Annotated in this window: 1 pseudogene; it reads left to right on the top strand. The window is 55.8% G+C overall.

The features are described 5' to 3' along the window. Window positions 1-575 (top strand): annotated as a pseudogene (locus HMPREF2596_RS11200) (sugar-binding protein); the annotation flags it as partial.

The following is a 575-nucleotide window of genomic DNA, read 5'->3' on the forward strand; positions in this document are numbered from 1 at the left end:
GACATCGAACGCGACAAACTGCACCGCGAAATTCAAAGGACGCAGGGCAGCATCAGCAGCCTGTACGACTACGACCCCATGGGTCGTCTGAAAAGCCAGCGTACCGTTTGGAGCAGCGCACAAACATCCCGCGGCAAACAAAACCCGTTGGCCGGCGGCGCCGTCAACCGCCGCTACGCCTACGACAAAGCCGGCAACCTGATTCAAAGCGCCGACCAAAGAAGCGGCGTCCTCCATTACGTTTACGATAAAATCGGACGCATTCAGGAAGCCCGCAACAGCCAAAGCGGCCGCAGCGAAACCTTTGCCTTCGACCCCGCCCACAACATCCTTTCCGACAAAGCAGTCGAAGGGAAGGGCAACAACCTTACCAGCGGCAACCGCCTCAAAGAATACAACGGCATCGAATACACCTACGACGCATTGGGCAACCTGATCTACCGCCAGCTGTCCAATGGCGAAAACCAATATTACCAATACGATTTAGAAAACCAACTCGTCCGCGCCGAAATCAAAAAGCCAGCCGGCAATACCGAGATTTGGACATACGCCTACGACCCGTTCGGCAGACGCCT

Origin of the sequence: Neisseria sp. HMSC078C12 (assembly GCF_001838065.1) — a bacterium.
Classification (GTDB): Bacteria; Pseudomonadota; Gammaproteobacteria; order Burkholderiales; family Neisseriaceae; genus Neisseria.